Origin of the sequence: Trichocoleus sp. FACHB-46 (assembly GCF_014695385.1) — a bacterium.
Taxonomy (GTDB): Bacteria; Cyanobacteriota; Cyanobacteriia; order FACHB-46; family FACHB-46; genus Trichocoleus.
Map to the genome: position 1 here is coordinate 1 of NZ_JACJOD010000006.1, position 15643 is coordinate 15643.

Annotated in this window: 18 protein-coding genes and 1 rRNA gene; 11 read left to right on the plus strand and 8 right to left on the minus strand. The window is 49.1% G+C overall.

The window, feature by feature from the left end:
- Positions 1-113: ribosomal RNA gene (gene rrf, locus H6F72_RS00235) — 5S ribosomal RNA — on the plus strand; the annotation flags it as partial.
- 62 nt (positions 114-175) lie between these two features.
- Here rrf and H6F72_RS00240 read toward each other — a convergent pair.
- The gene (locus H6F72_RS00240; RefSeq protein WP_190431028.1) at positions 176-1549 is read right to left on the minus strand and encodes a DUF3370 domain-containing protein; all 1374 of its coding nucleotides are present in this window, start codon (positions 1547-1549) and stop codon (positions 176-178) included.
- Positions 1550-1660: 111 nt separating this feature from the next.
- Positions 1661-2173 (minus strand): peptidase C15, encoded by a 513-nt coding sequence (locus H6F72_RS00245; protein ID WP_190431029.1) that lies wholly within the window; start codon positions 2171-2173, stop codon positions 1661-1663.
- A gap of 62 nt (positions 2174-2235) precedes the next feature.
- Between H6F72_RS00245 and hisH the strand changes: the two genes are divergently transcribed.
- Positions 2236-2880 carry an imidazole glycerol phosphate synthase subunit HisH gene (gene hisH, locus H6F72_RS00250; RefSeq protein WP_190431030.1) on the plus strand — a complete coding sequence of 215 codons (645 nt, stop codon included), beginning with the start codon at positions 2236-2238 and terminating at the stop codon, positions 2878-2880.
- Between the two features lie 57 nt (positions 2881-2937).
- Entirely contained in the window at positions 2938-3486 is a 549-nt protein-coding gene (rsmD, locus tag H6F72_RS00255; protein ID WP_190431031.1) for a 16S rRNA (guanine(966)-N(2))-methyltransferase RsmD, read from the plus strand.
- A gap of 174 nt (positions 3487-3660) precedes the next feature.
- On the opposite strand, the gene petG is transcribed toward rsmD, so the two are convergent.
- Positions 3661-3774, minus strand: coding sequence for a cytochrome b6-f complex subunit V (gene petG / locus H6F72_RS00260; protein WP_190431032.1), 114 nt, complete (start codon positions 3772-3774; stop codon positions 3661-3663).
- Between the two features lie 234 nt (positions 3775-4008).
- Here petG and H6F72_RS00265 point away from each other — a divergent pair, with 234 nt between their 5' ends.
- A complete protein-coding gene (locus H6F72_RS00265) occupies positions 4009-4383 on the plus strand; it encodes a cytochrome c (RefSeq protein WP_190431033.1) in 375 nt (124 codons plus the stop codon).
- Here the strand turns inward: H6F72_RS00265 and H6F72_RS00270 are convergent, their stop codons facing one another.
- The 4 genes from H6F72_RS00270 to H6F72_RS00285 all read right to left on the minus strand — a co-directional run bounded on the left by H6F72_RS00270 (position 4384) and on the right by H6F72_RS00285 (position 9902).
- Positions 4384-6114 (minus strand): ABC transporter ATP-binding protein, encoded by a 1731-nt coding sequence (locus H6F72_RS00270; protein WP_190431034.1) that lies wholly within the window; start codon positions 6112-6114, stop codon positions 4384-4386.
- A gap of 83 nt (positions 6115-6197) precedes the next feature.
- Positions 6198-6800: a DedA family protein gene (locus H6F72_RS00275; protein WP_190431035.1), complete on the minus strand. Its 603-nt coding sequence runs from the start codon at positions 6798-6800 to the stop codon at positions 6198-6200.
- A gap of 85 nt (positions 6801-6885) precedes the next feature.
- A complete protein-coding gene (ahcY, locus tag H6F72_RS00280; protein WP_190431036.1) occupies positions 6886-8163 on the minus strand; it encodes an adenosylhomocysteinase in 1278 nt (425 codons plus the stop codon).
- 113 nt (positions 8164-8276) lie between these two features.
- Complete coding sequence (locus H6F72_RS00285) at positions 8277-9902, minus strand: cation:proton antiporter (RefSeq protein WP_370527417.1); 1626 nt, start codon at positions 9900-9902, stop codon at positions 8277-8279.
- A gap of 235 nt (positions 9903-10137) precedes the next feature.
- On the opposite strand from H6F72_RS00285, the gene H6F72_RS00290 reads away from it, so the two are divergent.
- The 5 genes from H6F72_RS00290 to H6F72_RS00310 all read left to right on the plus strand — a co-directional run bounded on the left by H6F72_RS00290 (position 10138) and on the right by H6F72_RS00310 (position 12377).
- A complete protein-coding gene (locus H6F72_RS00290) occupies positions 10138-10521 on the plus strand; it encodes a hypothetical protein (RefSeq protein ID WP_190431037.1) in 384 nt (127 codons plus the stop codon).
- 82 nt (positions 10522-10603) lie between these two features.
- The gene (locus H6F72_RS00295; RefSeq protein WP_190431038.1) at positions 10604-10882 is read left to right on the plus strand and encodes a hypothetical protein; all 279 of its coding nucleotides are present in this window, start codon (positions 10604-10606) and stop codon (positions 10880-10882) included.
- Positions 10883-10990: 108 nt separating this feature from the next.
- Positions 10991-11365: a hypothetical protein gene (locus H6F72_RS00300; protein ID WP_190431039.1), complete on the plus strand. Its 375-nt coding sequence runs from the start codon at positions 10991-10993 to the stop codon at positions 11363-11365.
- A 222-nt stretch (positions 11366-11587) separates the two neighbouring features.
- Positions 11588-11992, plus strand: coding sequence for a helix-turn-helix transcriptional regulator (locus H6F72_RS00305; RefSeq protein ID WP_190431040.1), 405 nt, complete (start codon positions 11588-11590; stop codon positions 11990-11992).
- 7 nt (positions 11993-11999) lie between these two features.
- On the plus strand, positions 12000-12377 hold the full coding sequence (locus H6F72_RS00310; RefSeq protein WP_190431041.1) for a hypothetical protein: 378 nt from the start codon (positions 12000-12002) through the stop codon (positions 12375-12377).
- Positions 12378-12381: 4 nt separating this feature from the next.
- On the opposite strand, the gene panB is transcribed toward H6F72_RS00310, so the two are convergent.
- The gene (gene panB / locus H6F72_RS00315) at positions 12382-13164 is read right to left on the minus strand and encodes a 3-methyl-2-oxobutanoate hydroxymethyltransferase (RefSeq protein ID WP_190431042.1); all 783 of its coding nucleotides are present in this window, start codon (positions 13162-13164) and stop codon (positions 12382-12384) included.
- A 353-nt stretch (positions 13165-13517) separates the two neighbouring features.
- Here panB and H6F72_RS00320 point away from each other — a divergent pair, with 353 nt between their 5' ends.
- Entirely contained in the window at positions 13518-14723 is a 1206-nt protein-coding gene (locus H6F72_RS00320) for an FAD-dependent hydroxylase (protein WP_190431043.1), read from the plus strand.
- A gap of 88 nt (positions 14724-14811) precedes the next feature.
- Positions 14812-15609, plus strand: coding sequence for a hypothetical protein (locus tag H6F72_RS00325; RefSeq protein WP_190431044.1), 798 nt, complete (start codon positions 14812-14814; stop codon positions 15607-15609).
- Positions 15610-15643 lie beyond the last annotated feature (34 nt).

Genomic DNA, 15643 nt, shown 5'->3' on the forward strand with positions numbered 1-15643 from the left:
GTGTTCATGGCACGGTGGAACCACACTGACCCATCCCGAACTCAGAGGTGAAACGCTGTAGCGGCGACGATACTTTGGGGGCAGCCCCACGGGACAATAGCTCGATGCCAGGGTAATAATCAAATAAAGAAGGCCCCTTTGTATTTAATCAAAGGAGCCTTTTTTTGTTTTTAGGCTAATTGGGGGTGTCTAGGGTTTTGACTGTTAGAACTTGGGGCGGAGTTGAGTCAGGAGGGTAAAGAAAATCAACCTGAACGAGGCGGTGCTGGTTGCTAGGAATACTTAAGGTGACGAGTGGTTCACCTTCTTCGCCTCGCCGTTGTACTAAATGGATATATTGAGTGAGCGGCCGATTGCTCTCATCGTTATAACGGATTCGAACGTTACCCCGAAAGAACACTTGACGAGCAGGTGGTTCTAGGAAACGTAGGCCCTGTTTACTGAGTGCATCTTCTTTGAGGGGTGTCTCTAGGGAAACGGTAACTCTCTGTGATTGGCTAGTAGGATTGTGGAGCGGCAGAGTCAAGTTGTACTGAACTGCGTAGTTGCCGTGGGCTTGGTAGGCTGTATCGGAATAACGAGCTTGTATCGGAGCGCTCTGGATTTGATTCGTCCCTAAAGTTCCAGCTAGTAATGTGCTGAGGCCATAGGAGAATGCTTGTCCTGCCGTCGGAATGGTTAGGAATTGGTTAGTGGGGCTATCGACAAGTTGAGATTGCCAGGTAGATCCTTGAGCGACTCCAGCGACTCGACTGTAAATTACTTGGCCTGTTTTGATATCTGGAGGTGTAGGAGTCCGATCGCGTGGTCCTGATAACTCACCATTGTTCAAGAGGCTTTCCCATTCCTCTAGTGTGGGAGCCCGTTCATTCCCATCTGCATTGGTCTGCGCAAACATCCCTAAAGTAGCCAGATAGACTGGTCCGTTGCTCCTTAAGCGCATTAATGTAGAGCGACCATTGATAGGCGGATCGAGAGTTTTAACTGGGATTGGGAGATTGAGGAGCATGCGGCTTTCCCCGGGTGGGATCACCAGTTGTGCTGGGAAGTCAGCTTGCCTTCTGCCTCGCAAGATATCATTCATGGCGCGATCGCCTGGGCCTGCGTAGACGCTCCCAGTTGGATTTTCAATGTAGGGAGGTAGCTCAATAAAGGGGGCATCTGGTTGGCTGAGATAACTAGCGGCTTGCAGGATATCAACGGTGACTGGTTGGCTGCTGGAGTTGTGGAGAATTGCACCTAAATACAGTGTCTTCAAATCTTCAGGGGTAGTCGCTTTAGCAATGTGATGTGCGAAGAGATCGAAGCGGCCCTGAAGGGGGACATTAAGATGAGCCGCAGGAAAGCGTTTATTTGCAGAAGGAAAGGTCGAAAGTAGAATCCCTTCTTTCTGCACTACTTCCGGGCTATTGCTATTGAAGACTAAAACATCATCTAACTGACCAGGTAACGCCCTGACTTCTTGCAGACGCACAAATTCTTCCGAAGGCGGTGGGGAAGGCGTAGGAGTGGCTTGAGCCAAAGTGAAGAGGGGCAACAACGAGAACATGTGGCAGTTTGCTCGAAACGTATCAATAATAAAAAGTTTACGGGGTGCGGTAAGTTTCTATATTTGCCTTTGAAAAAATTGATCGGTTGGAGTGAATTTGATCAATTTCAATTACAGGCTCAGCAAGCGCTGCATAATTGTTAAGAAATCGGGCACGACGAGTTCTAGGTTTTGTGGAGTCAAAACTGGTACGTGAACAAAGAGGCAATGATTCTGGAGCTTTTGCTCTCTGCAATATTTCAAGAGCGAGTAATAAAGCCAATTACAAACAAATTGGCCAGCATCGTGACTGATGGCTGTTATGCGTAGGGCTGCGATTAAGGACTCTAAATCTAGAGGTGTGGTGATAACCTCATCGCCATGCTTGCCATTGGACTCCACTGTGAGCAGACAGCGGCTTTCTGCCATGCCACAACAAAGGATGATGCTGGGTTGTAATTCATCTACTTTGGCTAGAAGCTGAGATGGGGCGATATTAAAATCGACTGGAATCTGGCGGAGAAAATGCAGTTGTTGGGGGTAAGGATTTTGGTGGGAGACTATTTCCAGTAAGTCATCAGAAGAGTTCGATTGCTGGTGGGGTTGCCAGGTGGCAAAAGAAGTGAGGAGAATGGTTTGTGGCATGAGAGGTAATCTACAACCAACTACAATGAAAGTACTTTGAATCAGCGCAGGGATGTGGGTTAATGGCAGTCATTGCAGTGGTCGATTATGACATGGGCAACTTGCACTCGGTTTGCAAAGGCTTGGAGCGAGCAGGAGCCACACCTCAAATTACCGATCGCCCTGATGAGATCGCTCAAGCAGATGCAGTTGTCCTCCCTGGCGTGGGAGCCTTTGACCCAGCAGTGCAACATCTGCGATCGCGCCATTTAGAAGCACCCATCAAACAAGCGATCGCCAGTGGTAAGCCATTTCTAGGCATTTGCTTAGGCTTGCAAATTTTGTTTGACGGCAGTGAGGAAGGCCAAGAACCAGGCTTAGGAATTGTGCCTGGGGTGGTGCGTCATTTTCGCCGAGAGCCTGGAATTACAATTCCCCACATGGGTTGGAATCAGCTCAACTTGACGCAACCCCAATTACCTATCTGGCAAAGCTTGCCTGCTCAGCCTTGGGTGTATTTTGTCCACTCTTACTATGTTGATCCTATTGATCCTCAAGCGCGGGCTGCCACAGTGACGCATGGTTCCCAAATCGTGACAGCGGCGATCGCCCGAGACAATTTGATGGCGGTGCAGTTCCATCCCGAAAAGTCTTCTGATGCAGGCTTACAGATTTTAGCGAACTTTGTCAGTCAGGTTCGGACTGCCAGTTTAGTTGAATCACGATAATTTCAATTATATTTTTCCCTGCGAGATGACTATGGTAAGCGATCGCTGCGTTGATCCATGAGTTTAAGGATTTATGGAAATCGCCAACTAAAGACTCTGCCTGGGCAGATTACTCGACCTACATCTGCTCGGGTTCGAGAAGCTTTGTTTAACATGTGGCAGGGAAAGGTGGAAGGCTGCCGTTGGTTAGATTTGTGTACAGGTAGCGGCGCGATGGGAGCAGAGGCACTGTGCCGGGGAGCTGCTTCAGTACTGGGGATTGAGCAATCGAGCCGAGCTTGTAGCTTGATTCGGCAAAATTGGCAGCAGGTAGCCAAACCAGAGCAGCAATTTCAGGTGTGGCGGGGGGATATCTTGCAGCGCTTGCCAGGAGCCGCCGGCCAACAGTTTGACTGCATTTATTTTGATCCGCCTTATGCTAGCGATTTGTATCAACCCGTTTTAGAGGCGATCGCGCATTATCAACTCCTAGCGCCAGGGGGCGAAGTAGCTGTGGAACATGACCCTCAAGGTTGGACAATCGGTCAAATACCCACGCTGGAAGTTTGCCGTGAGAAAAACTATGGCAACACTGCCTTAACGTTTTACTGTCAAGCTACGACTTGATATGCAGCCCTAGAAACCGATTTGGGCAATCTAGTAAGTAAAGGCAGGTTAACCCCTGTGTTGGGCCATATCTCAGGGCAATGTCAGCTTGGCGCGATCGCAAATCCTAGTCAAAAAATTAGCCCTGACCTAGGAGGAAAACTCCGAAAAGGCCAGGGCTAGATTTTATGGATTTTACAGGCCGAGCTGGTTGCCGCGACGGTACTGTAGGTACGCTGCAACAAACAATCCAGCTAGGGTGATGGGAATCAAACCGAGAACAATCCCAGAAAGCAAAGGCTCTACCACGTCAAATCTCCTTATGACCGTTTGCAGTACGTTAACGTTTCTTGCCTGTTTCTCATACTACTAGTATTTCACCAAGTTGATTTTGTTGGTTGAGGTTATGTGAGGCCACAGGATTGTTGACTTTAGTCAGCCATCTGAGAAAACTCTCTCAGGTTGCCTGCACGCTTTGAAACTTTTAAGCTATGTTATTGAATGAAAAATTCTTTGTATCTCTCGTTTACAGTTAGAAACCTTTTGGATAACCAGACGATTAAGCCCGAAATTTTAATTCAGAAGATCAGCTTAATTGCGCTGTCAATTTTGCTGACGATTTTGTTGGTGATTCTGGGTGTCCACCAATGGCAAGTTTCTGATCCTTACGTCAAGAGTGTGCTGTCTCTTAGAGGAGACCCAGTGCTGGGCCATGCCATCTTTCAAATGAATTGTGCTGGATGTCATGGGCTGGAAGCAGACGGTCGGGTGGGTCCAAGTTTGCGAAATATTTCTGGGCGAAAGTCAAAGTTGAAGCTAATTCATCAAGTGATTAGTGGCAGAACGCCCCCAATGCCACAATTCCAACCGAGTCCGCAAGAAATGACAGATTTGCTGAGCTATCTGGAAACGCTTTAACTAGCCAATTTGGAATTGTTGGGCGTAGAAGCGAGCATAGCGATCGCCTTGCGCTAAAAGTTCTGCATGAGTCCCGGATTCCACCACACGGCCTTTTTCCAATACCAAAATGCGATCGGCGCGCCGGACAGTCGCAAGACGATGGGCAATGATGAATACAGTACGACCTTGCATCAGCCGTTCTAGCGCTTCTTGCACCAAAGCTTCAGATTCGGAGTCTAGAGCTGAGGTGGCTTCATCGAGGATGAGAATGCGGGGGTCTAGGAGCACTGCACGGGCGATCGCAATTCGTTGGCGCTGCCCTCCCGACAAATTAACGCCCCGTTCTCCCACCCAGGTTTGATAACCTTCCGGGAGCTGAGTAATGAATTGATGGGCATTGGCAACTTTGGCAGCGGCTTCCACAGCATCCAGATCGAACTTAGCGCGACCAAAGGCAATGTTTTGGGCGATCGTCCCGGAAAACAAAATTGTTTCTTGGGGGACAATCCCAATCTGCTGCCGTAAACTTCGCAAAGTGACATCACGGATATCTACACCATCAATCAGCACTTGGCCTGCTTGAGGGTCATAGAAACGCGGCAGGAGATTCACCAAGGTAGTTTTTCCTGCTCCAGAAGCACCGACTAGAGCGATCGCTTCTCCAGGCAAAGCTAGGAGGCTGAGATTTTCCAGCACAGGCTGATCGGGTTGGTAGCTAAAACCAATGTTGCGACACTCCACTTTGCCAGTCACCGCAGGCATGGACTGAGCATTCGCTTTTTCCGTGACAGCGGGCTGGATGGCAAACAACTCATAGATGCGATCGACAGAAGCTTCGCCTTGCTTGAATTCGTTGTAGTTATCGGTAATGTGCGCGATCGGATCGATCAGCAAGCCGACTCCTGCCACATAACTACCAAATTCAGCTCCAGTTAGGTTGCCTTGGGAGATCTGCCAACCCCCTAAAAGCAGCAACAACAACACACTTAGCGCGTAGAGAAACCCTACTACAGGAAATTGCACCGCCCGCAACCAAGCGGCTAGATATTTGGCTTGGCGATTGCGCTCTGCTTCGCGACTAAAGCGATCGATTTCATAGTCCTCGGCGGCAAAGGCCCGCACCAGACGAATGCCACTAAACACTTCGGTGAGCAGTGAGGACAAGTCAGAAACTCGATTTTGACTGCTGCGAGAAAAAAGCAGCATTTTTTGACCAAACCAACTAATCAGAACCCCCATCAGGGGAGCAACAAGAAAGGTTGCGAGGGTCAGTTGCCAGTTGAGATAGATCATGTAGCCCAACACGACCACGAGTTGCAACACGCAAGGAATGAAGTCATGAAAGATCTTATTCACGACTTCGCCAATGCGATCGATATCTTCGGTCAGGCGGTAAGTTAAATCCCCAGTTTGCGCCGTTTCAAAATAGCTGAGGTTGAGGGTTTGTAGATGACTATAGACTCGCCGCCGCAGGTCATAGGCGATCGCCAAAGCAGCCTTAGCCATGAGCGAATCTTGCCCATACTGAGCTGTTTTCTGCACCAGAAACCCGACGGCAACCACCCCTGCTACTTGAGCTAGCTCCCTGATGTCTCCTTTAGCGGTGAGACTCAGCAACTTCCCTGCTAGCCAGACTAAAGCAGGCCAAAAAGCAGTAAATATAAGCGTGCAAGCAAAAGCTCGAGCGATCGTGCGCCAGTGGGGTTTAAGGTAAGGCAGTAGCTGCCAATAGTGCGATCGTGTCTTCAAGGGGTAGCGTCCAGCAAGTGTTCTCTCCTTTGTCTGACGCTACCAGCTTTTGGCAGTTTCTGAATAATTCAGCTTTGGGAAACTTAAGCGCGTTTCCAGTTCTTTTTGACCACCCAAATAATGAAAGCTGTAATCAGAATGCAGAGGACTACTTTAGAGAGCGGCCCGATATATTTATCCACCACATGATAGTTTTGGCCAAGGGCGTAGCCTGCATAAGTCAACAGACTCACCCATAAAGTGGTGCCTAGGGTGGAGTAGATCAGAAACGGTACCATCGGCATGCCGCTGATGCCAGCAGGGAGAGAAATCAACGTCCGCACACCAGGAACCAGACGACAGAAAAATACAGCTTTGGCATTGTAGCGATCGAACCAGTCATCGGCTCGGTCAATGTCCTTGCTAGAAATAGATAACCATTTGCCATAGCGATCGGCTAGAGCTTTTAACCGCTCCTCGCCCAGTAATTTGCCTGCATAGTACCAAGGCAAGGCTCCCAATACCGTACCCAGAACCCCTGCTAAGACGGCATAGAAAAACTGCATTTTGCCCTGAAAAACTGTGAAGCCTGCCAGAGGCATGATCAGCTCAGATGGAATGGGTGGAAAAAGATTTTCCAAAAACATCAATAGACCAATACCCACGTAGCCTAGGGAGTTCATGGTGTTGGTAATCCACTCAGCCATCTGCTCAATTCCTCACAGGTAATTTAGAACATAAACAAATGGGGCGCTGAGAACGCCCCAATTCAGAGAATGCTAAAAACTAGGTTTAAGTTCCAGCAGTCCAAGAGTTAATGTACTCAATCTGCTCAGGGGTGAGCGTATCAATTTGCACACCCATTGCTTGCAGTTTCAAACGCGCAATTTCGCGATCGACTTCAGTGGGGATAGAGTGAATTCCGGGAGCCAAGTTACCCTTGTTTTTCACCAAGTGTTCGCAAGCGAGAGCTTGGTTGGCAAAGCTCATATCCATCACAGCGCTAGGATGGCCTTCTGCCGCAGCCAAGTTGACCAAGCGACCTTCGCCCAGAACCACAACCGATTTGCCGTTTTGCAAGCGGTACTCTTGGGTAAAGTTACGAACATCTTTCACTTCGGTTGCTTTAGCACCCAAGGATTTGAGGTCAATTTCGATGTCGAAGTGACCAGAGTTACAAACGATCGCACCATCTTTCATGGCTGCAAAGTGCTCAGCCCGGATGACATGCTTGTTGCCTGTGACGGTAACAAAGATATCGCCGATCGCGGCAGCTTCAGACATGGGCATGACCCGGAAGCCATCCATGACTGCTTCGATCGCCTTGATGGGGTCGATTTCAGTCACGACAACGTTGGAGCCAAGGCCGCGAGCCCGCATAGCGGTGCCCTTACCACACCAGCCATAACCAGCGACCACTAGCGTTTTACCAGCCAGCAGAATGTTGGTGGCGCGGATGATGCCGTCTAAGGTGGATTGGCCTGTACCGTAGCGGTTATCGAAAAAGTGCTTGGTGTCGGCGTCGTTGACGTTCATGGCAGGGAAGGTGAGCACGCCATCTCTCAGCATGGCTTGCAGGCGCACGATCCCGGTGGTCGTTTCTTCGGTGGTGCCAATCAGGTCAGCGATTTGATGCTGGCGCTGTTGAATTAGAGTTGCAACCACATCGCTACCGTCGTCGATGATGATGTTGGGACGATGGTCGAGAGCGATTTGGACATGACGGTGGTAAGTGTCGTTGTCTTCGCCTTTTTGGGCATATACAGAGATGTCGTGATCGGCAACTAAGCTGGCAGCCACGTCATCTTGAGTAGAGAGGGGGTTGCTGGCGATCAGGATGGCATCAGCTCCACCCGCCTTGAGCGCGATCGCCAAGTGAGCAGTTTCCGTGGTAACGTGGCAGCAAGCAACGAGACGCAGCCCTTCAAATGGCTTTTCTTGAGCAAAGCGATCGCGGATCTGACGTAGAACAGGCATTTCCCGCCCAGCCCATTCGATCCGCTGTCTGCCTTGGGGTGCAAGTGATAAATCTTTGACTTCGTGCTTCAGCCGGATGGGAGTCGCGGTCATGAAATTGCTTCCTTAGAATATTGAACTCACTGACTTAAACTAGACTAACCGCATTTGTTGATGATCTAACACCTGGGAGCAGGTCTGATTGGCGGCAAAGACTGCGGTAAAGACTACAGGGGTTTCTCTTCAACCTGAGTTAAGTTTTCTGCTAGCAGGGGAGCAAGTTTGCTATTTAGGCGACCTGCCCGCACGAATTCTGCATAGGTATCGGCTTCGATCGCTGTTAGTTCTTCCCATAGAAGCTCATGGCTAAAATCGCGCAGATCCGGATACTCATTGTGGAGTTGGTCAATCTCACTCTGCAAATCGCTGAGCTGACCTTTGACCAGTGCAGTTTGATAGCGGTAAAATTCCGGGTCAATTTCGGGGCGATCGCTTTGCGTCAGGTGTTTTTTGACTCGATTAATCGCCACCCAACGAGCGATCGTTTCTACATATTTTTGCTGGATGGGTTGAGCGCTTAGGAGTCCTAGACGCTCTAGCAACGGTTTGACCGTGAGTCCTTGAACTAAGAGGGTGAATAGAACTGTGCCAAAGACGGTGGCAATGATTTCTTCTCGCTCTCCCAAAATTGTGGGCACGCTCAGGGCCAGGGCAATGGAAACCGAACCCCGCAACCCGCCCCACCACAACACCGTCTGATCCGGTAAGGAAATGCCAGATTTAGCTACCCCATTACTCAGGGCACCTAAAGCATAGATGGCGATCGCACGGGAGAGGAGCATGGCCCCAATCGTGATGGCGATCGTGCCTAGGTTCGCACCGAGCACCGAAAAATGAATTTGATCACCAATCAGCAAGAACACGATTGAGTTGACGAAAAAAGCTAAGAAGTCCCAAAACTCAGTCACTACCAGCCGAGTTCGAGGACTCATGCCAATCCGAGAGCCGATGTTGCCCAAAATGATGCCAGTCGTGACGACGCCGATCACACCAGAACCACCCAAGTCTTCGGTAATCAAGTAGGTACCGTAGGCTGAAACAAGGGTCAGAGATTGCTCCACCAAGGGTAAATCAAACCGCTGGGTCAGATAGGAAATACCAAAGCCAATCAGACAGCCCACGCCAATCCCAATCCCAACCACCCCAATTAAACTGGCGAGCAGAGCTGAGATGTCCCAGTTGCTAGTGCCGAGGGGCAGGCCCACCAGAAACCCAAAGGCAACCACAGCCATGCCATCGTTAAATAGACTTTCGCCTTCCATCAAGGTGGTCAACCGTTTACCTGCGCCTAGCTCTCGAAACAAAGCAATTACAGACACCGGATCAGTGGCGGATAAGCTAGCCCCGACTAGCAGGGCTGTGGTCAAGGAGACACCTCCTAAGTAGATCAACCCCCAAGCGACCCCAGCGATCGAAATCACCACCCCTAGGACTGCAAATAAGCAAATCGGGAGCAAGTCTTGCTTGAGGTTAAACCACTTGATATTCCAAGCTGCTTCAAATAACAGCGGTGGTAAAAAGATAGACAGAATTAGCTCTGGCGAAAGATTCACTAAGCGAATATCCATAAACGCCAGCCCTAGCCCCACAATCACCAACAGCAGCGTGTAGGGAATTTGGCGAAACCAACTAATGATCCGGGGTAGGGTGGCCACACTTAAGGAAACAGAGAGCACCAAGAGAAACTGCTTGAGATTTTGCTCAATGGCTACTCCCTCTGTTACTGCTTCTATAGCCATAGTTACGAAGAATGAACAACAAATCACAATCGTGACTTGCTGCCATAGTGACATACTCACCCCTCAAGCTATCTAGATGCTATTGGATTGAACCAAGACGCTGTTAGTACAGAAATACTATAATGGTATCGAAGGCTAGCTCCTCAGTTTTGGTCGCAAAAATGGTCGATTTTTCAGCGCTTTTTCAGCGCTTTCAGGGTGGTTATTACCCTAAAATACGACCTCTACATAGGCTCTATATGTAGTGCTTATAAACTACACTAGATCTAGTGAGATTCAAGTTCTAAATATGCAGATCGGTCGCTTTTTTTCGTTACAGCAAGGTCGCGTCGGTCAGTACCTATCACCCCGAGTTTTGGTCGTACGCAGCCCCTTTCAGAAGTTACCTAAATCGGGTGGACCTGTCGCAGCTTGCTACTTTGGTTTCGACAAGATGAGTAAGGCTCAAGCTTTCACTAAGTACCTGTCTGGTCTGGGTTACACCTATCAGCTCCGGCGCGGAAAGATGCTGTCTCAGTACGCCTATGAGATCGCTTTGCGGGAGCATACTGACCTCGCAAAGGTCTTAGCCTATTGGGATCGGATGGACGTAAAACGGCCCAATTTGAGCGCTGGCCAAGCCAATATTCGCGATCGCGCCTTGCAAGTTGCACCTCCAGTTTTGGCTGCTTAAGCAGCACGGAACGGGCCTGTTTTTCCTTGAAAATGTGGTGGTAATACACTACAATAAATATAGTGATTCAAGTTCTTGCGCCATGACTAAGCACTACATTCTCAGCGTGGACCCAACTGCCAAATATGACTGGGACCGTTGCACCCTCCGCGACCCCATCACCGCCAATCGCCCTGACCTGGCTGAGCTAATTGCCGAGGCAGTCGGCGAAGCGGCTGGCTCTTATTTGGTATCGGTCAATATTGAAGTTCAGGTATTGGAGCAGACCGCACCGAATGCTCAAACGAAGCGTCTGCTTCCCAGCGATCTGGATGCGGCAGTGCGATCGCAGCGGGTGCAGTTAGAGGAACTAGCTGCGTAATTTAGGCTGATGCCTATTGCTCTCCGGGCTGGGTTGCTGTTCTACTCAGCCTCCTATTGATTCCTGACCCTTACATTCAAGTTCTTAGTTTGCTTAGGGAAGATATTTATGAAATTCAGCATCAGCCAGTATCCTGCCGCGATCGCTCAAGCTGCTCAAGCCGTGAATGAGCTGGAGCACCAAATTGGGGAAGCCCGCCAGCATATTGCTCGCTTAGAAGGCAATGCTGATATGGTCGTGGCGTTTGAAACCAACCTAAAGAATGACAATCAGCGTAAGGCTCGCCGTTTTGAAGTCCTGCAAGTAAATCCTGAGTATCAGCATGCGATGGATGCCCTGCTGCGCCTGAGCACCGAGAAATCTAACGCTTTGGCTCATCTAGAGTATCTGCGCAATGAGTTTAGCGTCGCCAAGCTGGAAACTCGTCTCGCGATCGCTCAGCAGCTCACTGGCTTGGAAACTCGCGAGTTTGTTGGGCTTTAGTCACTTAACCGTTCAGCTTCTCTGCTCTCAAATCTGTTTTTGAGAGAAATGTAGTGGCAGTAGGACCCTTGTCCTGCTGCTTTTTTCTTTGAAATCAAGCGGTATTTCTACACTTAATTACTTATAGAAATAAATAGAAATAAAAAAGTGGCCCCCGCCGCGAGGTGAAGGTCACTTAGTGATTCAAGTTCTTAATTTAAGCCTAGTAGATGAAGGAGGTTTATGCAAGAAAATGTGGTGGAATTAATTCGAGAGCTGATGAAAACTCAGCAGATGAGTATTCGCAAAATTTCCGCGCGAATTGCTAAAGAGCATGGAGGCAGTGCTTTAGGCTATACTCAGCAAATTAATCGGATTCTGAATGATTCGGACTACGATCCTAATTTTTCTACCGTTCAAAAAGTGCTTTCTGCCCTCAATTGTTCCTTCTGGCAATTGACGACTTCTCAGACAAATTTCGACTTTAAAGCGATAGAAGGGCGTTTAGATCACTTAGATACAGAGCTTGCAGATTTAAAGCTGACGGTGGACCAACTCCGGGGATCTGTTGAAGGATTGGTGCAAGAATTACGCCTTAGCCAGCCTGAAGTAAAGCGGCCATCAGCTTCTATTCATTCGTCTAGTTAGTTTGATTATGGATACAATTCTTACGCCGACAGAAATTTCTGATTTTCGCGCTGAACTGAGCGATTATCCTCAAGCTTTAGTGGCTTTAGATGTGATTGAGGACTGTGAGGGGGATCTGGAGGATGCGGCGATCGCCCTAGCAATCCAGGTTGGGCAACAACCTACCACCTCTGAGGGTTGGATCACGAGTTTAGCGAAGCGCTGGCGGCCCAGGCTATGCCAGGCAGAATTACGAGCCGATTTGGTGGACAACCGCGTGGCGACTACCATCACACAGCTAGTCGAGACCAAAGCGTTACCTTGGGAACTGGCAACTCTCGTGAGCATCTACGCCGCTAAAGCTGGAATTGACGATTTTTGTAAGCCGCTGGAAGAAAAACTGTAGGCTTTTATGGTTTAGGCGGAAACTCCTGCGATCGCACCTCACTGGCAAAGCCTTGCACTGCTTGGGTAATGCTCTCTCGTAAGTTGGCGTAGGTTTTAACGAAAGGAGGTTGCCAACTGGAAAGCCCTAGCAAATCCGCTGTAACGAGCACCTGACCGTCGCAGTGCGGGCCAGCACCAATGCCGATAGTAGGAATAGTGAGTTTCTGGGTGATTTGCTGAGCTAAATCAGCGGGTATATGTTCTAAGACGATCGCGAAGGCTCCCGCTTGTTCGAGGGCGATCGCTTCTGCCAAAATTCGTTCTTTGGCTTCTACGGATTTGCCTTGTTGACGGTAGCCAAGTTGATGGACTGACTGTGGGGTCAGGCCGACGTGCCCCATCACGGGGATGCCAACCTGCACTAAATGAGTGACGGTATCCGCCATCGCTGGGTATCCGCCTTCTAGTTTCACGGCTTGGGCACCTGTTTCTTTGAGGACTCGCCCTGCTGACTGGATGGCTTGTTGCCAACTCTCCTGATAGCTTAAAAATGGTAGGTCAACGACAATTAGTGCTTGTTTGACTCCACGGCGAACTGCTTTAGCATGGTGCAGCATTTCTTCGAGAGTAATGGGCAATGTGGTTTCGTAGCCTAGTGCCACCATTGCTAGGGAATCTCCAACGAGGAGAATATCGGCACCTGCTTGATCCAGAATTTGAGCGAATGCGTAGTCCCAAGCGGTAAGTACGACGATGGGACGACCTTGCTGTTTCCATTGGCTCAACTGCTGGATTTTGACTGTCATATTTACTTTGCTGAACGAAGTTCTAGTCTCACTTGTTTATGTGTGCGATCGCAACTAGGCGCTAAAACCAAGAGCTTGGAGACACTTGCCCCCAAACCCCCGCTGAAGGACGGCTGCGTCCTCCAGACCTCCTCCAGACGATTTGGACTGTGAGTGTTTTGATGCTTTACTTTTCCTATTCTTGCTCCTCACTCCTCATTCCTCACTTTCCACTCCTTGCATCCTTTCCTTCGGAACGCTTCGCGAACATCCCTCCTCTTTCATCCTTACTTCTCCTTGCTCCTCTGGGCGGTTCGCGTAACAATTAAGAAAAATCACAATTTCTCAGGCTGTTTTATTAAAGACGGTTAAGCATGGCTGGGTTTGACTATGATTTGGCGATCGCGGGTGGCGGGATTGTTGGGACGCTGCTAGCTTGTGCGTTGCGGGATTCGGGGTTGCGGGTGGCGCTAATTGAGGCGCGACCTCGGACAGCGGGGTTGAGCAGACGGCAGGCTTACGCGGTGACGTTGCTATCGGGCAAGATTTTTCAGGGGTTGGGGTTGTGGCAAGAGATTCTGCCGAAGATTACGACGTTTTGCCAAATTCGGCTTTCGGATGCAGACTACCCCCACGCGGTGCGGTTTTTGCCGGAGGATTTGGGTACGGAGGCGCTGGGCTATGTGGCAGAACACAACGTCATCATGCAGGCGTTGTATGAGTGCTTAGACAACAGCCCGAACATTACGGAATTGTGTCCAGCGGAGGTGGTGCAGGCGCACTATCAACCGGATGGGGTGGAGTTGCAAGTTAAGGTTGAGGGAGAAACTCGGCTCATTCGCACCCGTTTGCTGGTAGCGGCGGATGGGTCGCGATCGCCCATTCGTCAGGAGGCTGGAATTCGCACTCGTGGCTGGAAGTATTGGCAGTCATGTATTACTTGTGTGGTTCAGCCGGAAAAAGAGCACGGCAGCATTGCCTATGAGCGGTTCTGGCCAAGTGGCCCGTTTGCGATTTTGCCCCTGCCTGGAAATCGTTGCCAGATTGTCTGGACAGCTCCCCACGCAGAAGCGAAGGCAATGGCTGACCTAGACGATGGAGCTTTCCTTACAGAACTCTCTCGGCGCTATGGCGACCAAATGGGCAAGTTATCTCTGGCTAGCGATCGCTATGTGTTTCAGGTGCAGTTGATGCAGAGCGATCGCTATACGTTATCGCGTTTGGCATTGGTGGGAGATGCGGCCCACTGTTGTCATCCGGTAGGTGGTCAAGGCTTAAACATGGGAATTCGAGATGCGGCAGCATTGGCTCAGGTGTTGTTGCAGGCACACCAAAAAGGAGAAGACATTGGTGGCTTGAAAGTGCTGCGACGCTACGAACGCTGGCGCAAACTCGAAAACCTCACAATCCTCGGCTTTACCGATTTCCTCGATCGCTGTTTCTCAACTAATTGGTTGCCTTTGGTAATCATCCGCCGCTTAGGCCTCTGGCTGATGCGAACCCTCCGCCCCCTTAAGTACTTCGCTTTGCGATTGATGACAGGTCAAACTGGGCGATCGCCACAACTAGCTAGACATTAGCATTGATAGTATGTATGAAATGGTTAGCTAAGGTAAGCCATACTCATTGCTGTTTAGTGAATAATTGGTGGATATTTCTTGAACGTATATGTCTTCTGAGCCGAACACTAAAGCGATAATTAAGATAGAAGGGTTCAAAGCAAGAGCAGAAGAACTCAAGAAATTATCGCATCAACGATATGGCCCCTCTTGGAAGAAATGGCATAGAGATGTTCAAGTTTTTCTAGAGCATACTTTTGGTGTTGGGTCTCGTCATATAGCTGATTTCAATAGCATCAGTTATTCGTTTAGCTTTGGCCCAGTTTCAGAGCAGGACGTTCAAAAGAAATGGATTGATAGTTTATCTATTGCCCAGGCAACTTTTGAATCGTTTGTACACGAAATAAACGAGTATGGCTTGCCAAAGACCCATCAAGATATTTCCGTTTCCACATTCGAAATCATGGAACGTTTATTAAAAAGATTTCATTTAGTTGCAAGACAGCTAAAAGAGAGGCATGGTGAACGTTCTACTCTTCAAATAGAAGATGAATATGATGTACAAGATCTTTTACACTCATTGCTAAAACTATATTTTGATGACATAAGGCCAGAAGAAGTATGTCCTAGCTATGCAGGTAGTAGCTCAAGAGTAGATTTCCTGCTGAAACCACAACGTGTAATGCTAGAAGTCAAAAAAACACGCAAGTCTTTAGAGGCTAAGGAAGTTGGAGAGCAATTAATTATTGATACCTCACGATACAGTGAGCATCCCGATGTTGATACATTAATCTGCTTCGTGTATGATCCAGAACTTCGTATTGGCAATCCTAAAGGACTTGCGGCAGATTTAGAGAGAAGAAGTCTGGAAAATCTTAATGTCAAAGTTTTGATTTTTCCAGAATAGCGGCTGGTTTAGCGATGAAGTTAGTCAAAGAAGC

Excerpts from the sequence above, each read along its gene's own strand:
- H6F72_RS00240 (WP_190431028.1), bottom strand. The coding sequence starts at position 1,549 with ATGTTCTCGTTGTTGCCCCTCTTCACTTTGGCTCAAGCCACTCCTACG.
- H6F72_RS00245 (WP_190431029.1), bottom strand. The coding sequence starts at position 2,173 with ATGCCACAAACCATTCTCCTCACTTCTTTTGCCACCTGGCAACCCCAC.
- hisH (WP_190431030.1), top strand. The coding sequence starts at position 2,236 with ATGGCAGTCATTGCAGTGGTCGATTATGACATGGGCAACTTGCACTCG.
- rsmD (WP_190431031.1), top strand. The coding sequence starts at position 2,938 with ATGAGTTTAAGGATTTATGGAAATCGCCAACTAAAGACTCTGCCTGGG.
- H6F72_RS00275 (WP_190431035.1), bottom strand. The coding sequence starts at position 6,800 with ATGGCTGAGTGGATTACCAACACCATGAACTCCCTAGGCTACGTGGGT.
- ahcY (WP_190431036.1), bottom strand. The coding sequence starts at position 8,163 with ATGACCGCGACTCCCATCCGGCTGAAGCACGAAGTCAAAGATTTATCA.
- H6F72_RS00285 (WP_370527417.1), bottom strand. The coding sequence starts at position 9,902 with ATGTCACTATGGCAGCAAGTCACGATTGTGATTTGTTGTTCATTCTTC.
- H6F72_RS00290 (WP_190431037.1), top strand. The coding sequence starts at position 10,138 with ATGCAGATCGGTCGCTTTTTTTCGTTACAGCAAGGTCGCGTCGGTCAG.
- H6F72_RS00295 (WP_190431038.1), top strand. The coding sequence starts at position 10,604 with ATGACTAAGCACTACATTCTCAGCGTGGACCCAACTGCCAAATATGAC.
- H6F72_RS00300 (WP_190431039.1), top strand. The coding sequence starts at position 10,991 with ATGAAATTCAGCATCAGCCAGTATCCTGCCGCGATCGCTCAAGCTGCT.
- H6F72_RS00305 (WP_190431040.1), top strand. The coding sequence starts at position 11,588 with ATGCAAGAAAATGTGGTGGAATTAATTCGAGAGCTGATGAAAACTCAG.
- H6F72_RS00310 (WP_190431041.1), top strand. The coding sequence starts at position 12,000 with ATGGATACAATTCTTACGCCGACAGAAATTTCTGATTTTCGCGCTGAA.
- panB (WP_190431042.1), bottom strand. The coding sequence starts at position 13,164 with ATGACAGTCAAAATCCAGCAGTTGAGCCAATGGAAACAGCAAGGTCGT.
- H6F72_RS00320 (WP_190431043.1), top strand. The coding sequence starts at position 13,518 with ATGGCTGGGTTTGACTATGATTTGGCGATCGCGGGTGGCGGGATTGTT.
- H6F72_RS00325 (WP_190431044.1), top strand. The coding sequence starts at position 14,812 with ATGTCTTCTGAGCCGAACACTAAAGCGATAATTAAGATAGAAGGGTTC.